At 41.3% G+C, this 8,048-nt stretch carries 9 protein-coding genes and 1 CRISPR repeat array; of the genes, 4 read left to right on the forward strand and 5 right to left on the reverse strand.

Annotated features, from left to right (window positions below):
- The 4 genes from V7L29_RS03045 to rsgA form a co-directional block, all read left to right on the forward strand.
- Window positions 1-269: hypothetical protein (locus V7L29_RS03045; protein ID WP_334734489.1), on the forward strand; the 269-nt coding region annotated here is incomplete at its 5' end.
- 84 nt (window positions 270-353) lie between these two features.
- Entirely contained in the window at window positions 354-1,238 is an 885-nt protein-coding gene (locus V7L29_RS03050; RefSeq protein WP_334689566.1) for a DUF72 domain-containing protein, read from the forward strand.
- 283 nt (window positions 1,239-1,521) lie between these two features.
- A complete protein-coding gene (locus V7L29_RS03055; RefSeq protein ID WP_334689572.1) occupies window positions 1,522-1,962 on the forward strand; it encodes a hypothetical protein in 441 nt (146 codons plus the stop codon).
- 548 nt (window positions 1,963-2,510) lie between these two features.
- The gene (gene rsgA / locus V7L29_RS03060) at window positions 2,511-3,572 is read left to right on the forward strand and encodes a ribosome small subunit-dependent GTPase A (protein ID WP_334734490.1); all 1,062 of its coding nucleotides are present in this window, start codon (window positions 2,511-2,513) and stop codon (window positions 3,570-3,572) included.
- Between the two features lie 182 nt (window positions 3,573-3,754).
- Window positions 3,755-4,070: direct repeats of the CRISPR family, unit length 34 nt; unit sequence GTTTCAATCCCTAATAGGGATTTTGATGAATTGC.
- 268 nt (window positions 4,071-4,338) lie between these two features.
- Here rsgA and cas2 read toward each other — a convergent pair.
- The 5 genes from cas2 to V7L29_RS03085 all read right to left on the reverse strand — a co-directional run bounded on the left by cas2 (window position 4,339) and on the right by V7L29_RS03085 (window position 7,859).
- Complete coding sequence (cas2, locus tag V7L29_RS03065; RefSeq protein ID WP_334734491.1) at window positions 4,339-4,626, reverse strand: CRISPR-associated endonuclease Cas2; 288 nt, start codon at window positions 4,624-4,626, stop codon at window positions 4,339-4,341.
- 31 nt (window positions 4,627-4,657) lie between these two features.
- Complete coding sequence (cas1d, locus tag V7L29_RS03070; protein ID WP_334734492.1) at window positions 4,658-5,662, reverse strand: type I-D CRISPR-associated endonuclease Cas1d; 1,005 nt, start codon at window positions 5,660-5,662, stop codon at window positions 4,658-4,660.
- Window positions 5,663-5,778: 116 nt separating this feature from the next.
- The gene (gene cas4, locus V7L29_RS03075) at window positions 5,779-6,372 is read right to left on the reverse strand and encodes a CRISPR-associated protein Cas4 (protein WP_334734493.1); all 594 of its coding nucleotides are present in this window, start codon (window positions 6,370-6,372) and stop codon (window positions 5,779-5,781) included.
- A 31-nt stretch (window positions 6,373-6,403) separates the two neighbouring features.
- On the reverse strand, window positions 6,404-7,249 hold the full coding sequence (cas6, locus tag V7L29_RS03080; RefSeq protein WP_334734494.1) for a CRISPR-associated endoribonuclease Cas6: 846 nt from the start codon (window positions 7,247-7,249) through the stop codon (window positions 6,404-6,406).
- Window positions 7,239-7,859 carry a 2OG-Fe(II) oxygenase gene (locus tag V7L29_RS03085; protein ID WP_334734495.1) on the reverse strand — a complete coding sequence of 207 codons (621 nt, stop codon included), beginning with the start codon at window positions 7,857-7,859 and terminating at the stop codon, window positions 7,239-7,241. The genes cas6 and V7L29_RS03085 overlap by 11 nt, the downstream gene beginning before the upstream one ends.
- Between the last annotated feature and the right edge of the window lie 189 nt (window positions 7,860-8,048).

Consider the following 8,048-nt stretch of genomic DNA (forward strand, 5'->3'; position numbering starts at 1 on the left):
CTGAATCTACCGAAATGAGAAAGCATTCAAGCATTTTGAGAAAGCAATATGCCTTTTTGCTTGCTGAATCTACCGAAATGAGAAAGCATTCAAGCATTTTGAGAAAGCAATATGCCTTTTTGCTTGCTGAATCTACCGAAATGAGAAAGCATTCAAGGCTTTTGAGAAAGCAATATGCCTTTTCGCTTGCTGAATCTACCGAAATGAGTAAGCAATCAAGCATTTTGAGAAAGCAATCTGCAATTTTATTGATCAGCAGTATCCTTTAAGAAGTCAGAAATCTAACTTAGCTTCATCTATCTCTACAACCTGCCTGTAAAATTGAATATGATACATCAAAGTATTTAGGCACTGTGAACTTTTTTATCGGTTGTGCTGTTTGGGCATATAAAGGTTGGGTGGGTGAACTCTATCCCCAAGGCACTCGCACTGCCGATTTTCTCCATCTTTACAGTCGTCGCTTCACCACTGTAGAAGGTAACACCACCTTTTATGCCGTGCCTAACCAAGAAACTGTAACCCGTTGGGCTGCCGAAACACCAGCAGGTTTTGAATTTTGTCTGAAATTACCGCGAGATATTACCCATCAAGGGTTGCTACAACCTTATATTCCGGCTGCTTTAAAATTTTTGCAGGAGATGCACCCTTTAGGGAAGCGTCTTGGCCCAATGTTTGCCCAGTTACCACCCAGTTATACACCTGCATTACTTGACGATTTGACCAGTTTTCTGGAAGCTTGGCCGCGCATAGACGCACCTCTGGCGCTGGAAGTTCGGCATCGCGACTGGTTCAGAGAACCCCATGCTAGTAATTTGACGGCGCTTTTAAAAAAGCTAAGTGTAGGACGGGTACTTTTAGACTCGCGCCCCATCTACACTGGAGATGATCACCCCCAGTTACAATCAGAACGGCGTAAACCCAAATTACCCTTGCAATTGAGTGTGACAGCACCTTTTACTCTGATTCGGTTTATTTCTCATCCAAATTTATCAGTGAATCAGCCGTTTATGGAAGAGTGGGTAAGGCAGATTCAGCAATGGTTGCAAATGGGAGTGCAAATTTATTTCTTTGTCCATTGTCCAATAGAAGCGCGATGTCTGGCGACAAGCCGCTTCGCGTCTACGCCTAGCACAGCCCGTCACTTGCAACAGCTATTAGAACAGAATAATACACCAGTTCCCCCGCTACCTTGGAATAACCTTGAGCATCCCCCCAATCAGCTCAGTTTATGGTCTTGAAAGGCAGAGGGAGTAGTCCCACAGAATGAAATTTATAATTTTTTAACTTTTACAAGATATCTAATGTTTAGTAATTAAAAAAAGCGATAATTAGTCTTGCGATACTTTTCTGTTAAAGCTTCATATTCCTTTCTCCTTGACAAAAGGGGTAATAGCCCTATTTGTTAAATGGCGATGAGGGTTAAAGTGATACATGAATATATCTAACAGAAAAGCATTGATTTTTAATGTGTATGTGATTTCGGCGAATTTTTTGAGAGCAGTTACACCAAAGGAGGTTGAGATGAGTCGTCTTCTTTATGAAAGTTCAGTCTCATACAAAGGATATCTCATCATTCCATTTGTTTTTGGACAAGCTGATAATTACGAAATTTATTCGTATAAATTGCTATGTGAGATTGGCCAAAGAAGCCAATTTCATAAAGCAGAAAACCCAGCACGAATCTATGGAAGTACCGTTAGTAATATCGTTGATATTGCTAAAGAACATATTGATCAAAATTCAGAGTTTGTTTCTCGGGGGGATAGTTTTAAGTCTCGCTACATTTATCGGAACAATTTGATTATCATTTTCAAAGAAGCAGACAAATGTTTTTATGACCATTACCCACCAGAATTATTGAATAATATTGCAGCTCCAAAATTATTCAAATCCGAATATGAATGTCTGAGTTGGATTAAGCAAGGGCTTAATGGGCGACATGTGCGGCAAAGAGCTATTTGAATAAGGCAGAAGTTATCCAATTTTAGATTTTGATTTTTTAATTTTGGATTGAAGAGAAATCTAAAATCGTTTACCTCATTTTACCTAGTTTCCAGCCTCTAGCTGGAAACTAAGTTTGAAAAGGGTTTTAGCTTACAGCAGTTTTCATGTATTTGAACCACATCTGTCGTAGGGGCACAGCAATGCTGTGCTTGTAGAGCGTGGTCTATTTACCTGAAAATAGCTGTAAGTTAACACCTATATAGATGCCAACTCCACAAGATTGGATAATTTAAACGAATTTTCTGGAATAGGCTAATGTAGTAATGTAGATTATTTCCTGTAGTACATAAGGAGGACGAACTATGACTGAGTTGCTAGGAGTCCGGGTTACTTTGACCATCCCAATTCAAGGACACAAGGCACAGAGATTTTTGTTCAGTCCTCTTTCTTACAGGAATGAAAACTAAAATTTAAAGACATTCTTGTGCGGGGGGTTCCCCTGCATAAAAGTGTCCTCCTCTGTGGAACCTTGTGCAAAACAAGTAGCACACATCGAGGAAACACCAATGAATTTGGATTATTTAGGCTGGAGTGATTTTTTTGCTCGCAGTTTTGAACCTTATCGCTTACAAGGATTTAGCGTTGGTAGGGTTGCTATTGAATACAGAAATACTTACACTCTCTATAGTGAACAGGGAGAACTTTCAGCAGAAGTTACAGGCAAATTGCGGCATCGGGCTTCTCAAGCACAAGACTTTCCAGCTGTTGGAGATTGGGTTGTCATTAGTGTCAGAGAATCTGAAGGACGAGCCACTATCAACGAGATTTTACCCAGGAAAAGCAAATTTTCCCGCAAGACGGTGGGTAGTAAAACAGAAGAACAAATTGTTGCAGCTAATATTGATACAGTCTTCTTAGTCTCAGGGCTGGATGGCGATTTTAACGCTAGAAGAGTTGAGCGTTATCTGATTCTGGCTTGGGAAAGTGGCGCCAATCCAGTAGTGGTATTAAACAAAGCAGATTTGTGCAATTCTCTAGAAGAGTATTTAGCACAAGTGGAAGCAGTTGCTTTGGGTGTACCAATTGTAGTTTTAAGTGCGACTAATCATCAAGGATTGGATGCCTTAAAACCTTACCTGCAACCAGGACAGACAGTTGCTTTGTTGGGGTCTTCTGGTGTTGGTAAATCCACTATCACTAACCAACTGCAAGGCGCATCTATACAAGCTGTGCAACCAGTCCGGCGAGGTGATGACCGAGGTAGACACACGACAACTCATCGTGAATTGATTTTGCTCCCGACTGGTGGATTAATTATTGATACCCCAGGAATGCGAGAAATCCAAATTTGGGCAAGTGATGAAGGTTTGCAAGAAACTTTTGCAGACATCGAAACCTTGGCGCAGGAGTGCCATTTCCGCAATTGTCAGCATAATAACGAACCCGGTTGTGTAGTGCAGCAAGCTTTTGCTGAGGGAGAACTTGATTATTCTAGGTTTCTCAGCTACCAAAAGTTACAAAAAGAACTTGACTACCTTACCCGCAAACAAGACCAGAGGGCGCAGCTAGCTGAGAAAGAACGGTGGAAGAAGATTCATAAAGCTATGCGAAATCATCACAAGCGCTAATTTGTGTCTGACCCCTCTCCAAACCTCTCCCCGTTGGCGTCAGCCTGCCGTTAGGCAAGCGTGGAGAGGCTTAAAAACTTTATTTTTTCGTTGTTCTTCTCTCTCCTAGTACAACGCGGCGTAAATAAACATACCATTTCAAATGGCGCAAAAGTCCGGAATACAACTCTTTTGAAAAGATTATTTCGATTCCTAATAGGAATTTTGATTAATTGGAATCAAAAATTTCCATATTAGAATTACAAAAAAATGTTTCAATCCCTAATAGGGATTTTGATGAATTGCTTCAGGAGGCGTATCACTATCTGCTGCATATTCCAAATGTTTCAATCCCTAATAGGGATTTTGATGAATTGCTTTCTGGTTTGTCTATAACTGATGCCTTGCCCCGAGTTTCAATCCCTAATAGGGATTTTGATGAATTGCGCTACCTCTTAAAAATCCATACCATGCGCGAGGTTCGAGTTTCAATCCCTAATAGGGATTTTGATGAATTGCAATGGGAGCCTGAAATCCAAGCTGTATTTAGTTTTCAAGGTACGGTTGCGCGATTCAAGAGCAATCATAGCATTAGAGAATTCGTTTGGGGAGAGTGCCAGGAAACTTTAAAGACTAAAACCCTATTTTGATAAGCATTTCAGAGATTGCGCGGATGGGGATTGGGCGACTAATGGATTGAAAGCCTTACTGGAGTTGGGATAGAAGCACTTTTTTGGGGCTGTGAAATTCGTACACCTACCCTTGGGCGCATTTGAGATACAAGAACTTAGCCAGAAGGAGACTCAGCAAAGAAAATTGTTTCGTCCCGTGGCTGTTCTCCGCCAATACGTTCGACTTTTCGCTGACAACAGCCACAGAGAAAATAAAAGCGAACGCTGTCAGTGTCGGGTTTAATCAATTTAGCTAAACGCGATCGCAGTTTAGCATACTGAGTGGGAGTGATATCGCACTCAAACACACTCAATTGCATCCATTGTCCGTAAGACTTCAGAACCGAATGGATTTTAGTCCGACGCTTATCTTCTGGAATATCGTAGCTGATAACAATATACATAGCAAAGTACGAAAGAAGAACAAATGAGAAGTTATTTGAGAACTAAAGGGGGATATTTATCGATTTCGTTCATCAGGTACTTACTTAATAACCTCGCTTGAATTTCAAAGGATTCTTGGTAGGTGCATTTGTTTCCCATGACTGGATGCTTAAAACTCGATTGTTTCTTTTGTTGGTAGGCGCGAAGAAATGTATGCAGTCCTTCTTTGGTTAAAGTCACAGCACCACTGAGCGGTTCGGTGGTAAAGTCAGTTAGGGTTAGCGATCGCTTGTTAATCAGCGACAACACTACAGCATCCACTATTAAAGGACGAAATTCTTCCATCAAGTCCAAGGCTAGGGAAGGTCTACCATAACGTTCGACGTGTAAGTATCCTAGATAAGGATCGAAGCCAACAATATTTAAAGCACTTTGCACATCATGGCGTAGCAATGAATACCCAAAACTCAGTAGGGCATTAACTGGATCGGTTGGTGGGCGGCGGCGTCTGGCTTCAAATTGAAATTCTGAGGTTTTGATTAGCTGTTGAAAGCAACCGAAATAGGCTGCACTACCAGCACCTTCTAAGCCTCTGAGGGAATCAATATTGTTAGTGTTTTCGATTGGTGCGATCACGTGTTCTAATCGAGTGATATTATTATTCAGATCAAGATGAGGATATTCTCGCTGGGTGCGAAGTAAGCTATGGCGGTAATTTTTTAATTTACCCCGCACAAATCCTCTGACTAAATGTATTGCTGGTTGTGATTCTCCCACAGCTTGCCATTGGGCTTTCCGAACAAAGATATTTTTGGTAGTTTCTGGTTCTAAACGCCCTAAATATCGTCCGTTTTGTGTGAGAAAAGTTAAACAAATGTGACGTTCTAAAAGTTCACTGATGACGGCGGGAGAAACGGTAGCCCGACCTAATACTACAATTCCTTCTATTTTAATTAAAGGGATATCCAAGATAATTTTTTGTTCAGCTTTGACGGTGAGACGTTCGTCAACTTTGCCGATAAAAGCATCGGCTTGTGTTACGTAAACTGTTCCCATTTTTGATGATTCCTAGTAATAATTGGTGCTTGAGTAGATAATTTGTCTTTTAAGACGCGATAAATCACGTCTCTACATATGTTTTTGGGCTTATCTAAACTGTATTGGGGTATAATTTAATTTACTTCTTGATAACTTTTGACTTTATCAGTTGCTTTGGGCAAACATTGCGAATAAAGACTGCATCCTTGGCAGCGTTTGCTGTAAACTGGTTTTGGCATTGCTCCTGTTTCTAGGAGATTTGTGACAGATTCAATAGTAGCGATCGCACTTTGTCGCAATTCTTGATTAATCTCCACTAATTGTCGTTGATGGGAGTGGGCATAATAAATATATCCAGTGTTAACAGGTTGTCCTGTCATCTCTTCCAAACATAAAGCTTGGGCACAAACTTGTAACTCATCGTTATCCCATTCGCCTTTGCGTCCCCGTTTGTATTCGACTGGATAAACTTGATCTGATTCTGCTTCAATTAAATCAGATTTGCCGATGAGTTTATATTGCTCAGACTTTAGCCAAATTGCTCGAATCTGGCAAGTTTCTCCTCGCTGAACATCGCCTGTCGTGTGGACGCGATCGTGTAAAGTTGTACCCTCGATTGTGTATTGATTATCGGTAAACTCGCCTGCACAAAACATCCGCCAGCAGCGATGCGGACAATAGGCATATTGGTTCAATGCCGCAATGGAAACATATTCGGTTTGATTCATAATTTAAGTGGTTTTTAAATAATTATTGAAATTAGGGATAATACTGCCGTCTTACCATACCCATACCCATTGTTGTTTTTCGTCCAATTCCTGCATATAAAGCAAAGTCAGCTAAAGCGTTAATTTGCTTAATTTGGATCGGTTCAATTTCTCCCAAAATCTTGTAGTTAACTTCGCCAAGAATGCCAATAAATTTGCTGCGGGAGTCAGCTAATATTTCTGTGTGAATGTTGACAAAAGAAGGGAAGATTGACTCGATCGCAATCTGAGTAAATTCTATGCCGCTGTATTTATTCCACCGCGAAAGTAGGGAATTGAAGACAGATTCTCTGGTAGGAAGGGTAGTATCATACTGTCCTTGACGGAAGGCGGTAGGCGTGCAGAAGCTAAGGTTAATGGAAGAATTGCGATCGCTGGCTTCTTCGTATAATTGAGCATAAGTACTGGCATTTGCCCAAGGTTGAATAGATTGGGGTGTGCCTTGAATGCTGGTAATATACAAGTCAGCGGGGCCAAGATGCCAAGGGCGATTAGGATTAAGATTTAGCCAGAGTTGGGTAAGTTTGCCAAATAAAGTGTCATCTAATAAAGAGATGCGCCACCAACAAGGAGTCCCGGCGGGGATGGGTTGTTGATGTGAATATTGCAATTTAGATCCCCCCCTACCTCCTTTCAATACGGGGAAGTTTGTATTACTAATTTGTAAAGGTGAAAGAGTGAAAGCTTTGTCAGCAGTGGAATCATGCAAGCGATCGCCCAATGTGCTATCTACAGAACTAACGAGGGTTAAAAATAGGGCGTGGAGATGTCTACCTGTGAGAAACTGTGGTGGAATGGGCGATTGAGGTAGCAAATTCAACACTAAACTATGAGGCATACTTTCTCTTTTTGGTTGTAGACTGAGTGCTTCTTGACTCTACAGTGAACTCAGGGATTTCCTGGAGTTCAGCTTCACTCAAACTATACTGCTCACAAACTAAACTTAAGCGATTTCCAGGAGTTTTCACAGCTTTAACCGAATGGGTTAAATCACCTTGAAAATAAACTAAAGTATTGATTTGGGGCTTAATTTGCCCAAGTTGGCGTTTGTGCGATCGCAATACCAGTTCTCCCCCTTCCATATCTGCTGGTACGCGCACATAAAGCACACTGACAACCGCAGGCGGTTCAATAGTTTTGGAGTAGGAACGTAAGGAGCGATCAATATGCGGATCGACGCGGGAGCCTTCTTTTAGCTGTAAAGGATTGAGGTAAAAAGCATTACAATTCGGTTGGAGAGCCAAATCGAGGTAAGGCTTGAAGTAGGGAAACTGCTGTTCTACTTTTGGTAATCCAGAACGCTGAAACACTACGGAAAATCCTTTAGTGGCGACAAAATCGCGGTTGAGGTTGTTGATAGCGAAGTAAGGACTAGCTTGAATTTCTCCCCACAAGTTGTTTAGGTAATCGCTGGGGAAGGCGTTGGATTGTTGTTGATAGTGTTTCACAATGGATATGGAGAGCGTACAGAATTAGCAGGGGTTAAAGATTGTAGCGTAATTTGTGACTGGGGAAAAGGTTAAAGACTATAGTAAAATCCTTTTAAACCTCGTCTACATTGAAACCCGTAGTTTTTCCTCGTCAGGGTCAAGATGATTTTTCACCCACAAGCGGTCACCAATTTCAAAAGGGTTGGA

Origin of the sequence: Nostoc sp. (assembly GCF_036916575.1) — a bacterium.
Classification (GTDB): domain Bacteria; phylum Cyanobacteriota; class Cyanobacteriia; order Cyanobacteriales; family Nostocaceae; genus Nostoc.

Excerpts from the sequence above, each read along its gene's own strand:
- cas2 (WP_334734491.1), bottom strand. The coding sequence starts at position 4,626 with ATGTATATTGTTATCAGCTACGATATTCCAGAAGATAAGCGTCGGACT.
- cas6 (WP_334734494.1), bottom strand. The coding sequence starts at position 7,249 with ATGCCTCATAGTTTAGTGTTGAATTTGCTACCTCAATCGCCCATTCCA.
- cas4 (WP_334734493.1), bottom strand. The coding sequence starts at position 6,372 with ATGAATCAAACCGAATATGTTTCCATTGCGGCATTGAACCAATATGCC.
- V7L29_RS03055 (WP_334689572.1), top strand. The coding sequence starts at position 1,522 with ATGAGTCGTCTTCTTTATGAAAGTTCAGTCTCATACAAAGGATATCTC.
- cas1d (WP_334734492.1), bottom strand. The coding sequence starts at position 5,662 with ATGGGAACAGTTTACGTAACACAAGCCGATGCTTTTATCGGCAAAGTT.
- rsgA (WP_334734490.1), top strand. The coding sequence starts at position 2,511 with ATGAATTTGGATTATTTAGGCTGGAGTGATTTTTTTGCTCGCAGTTTT.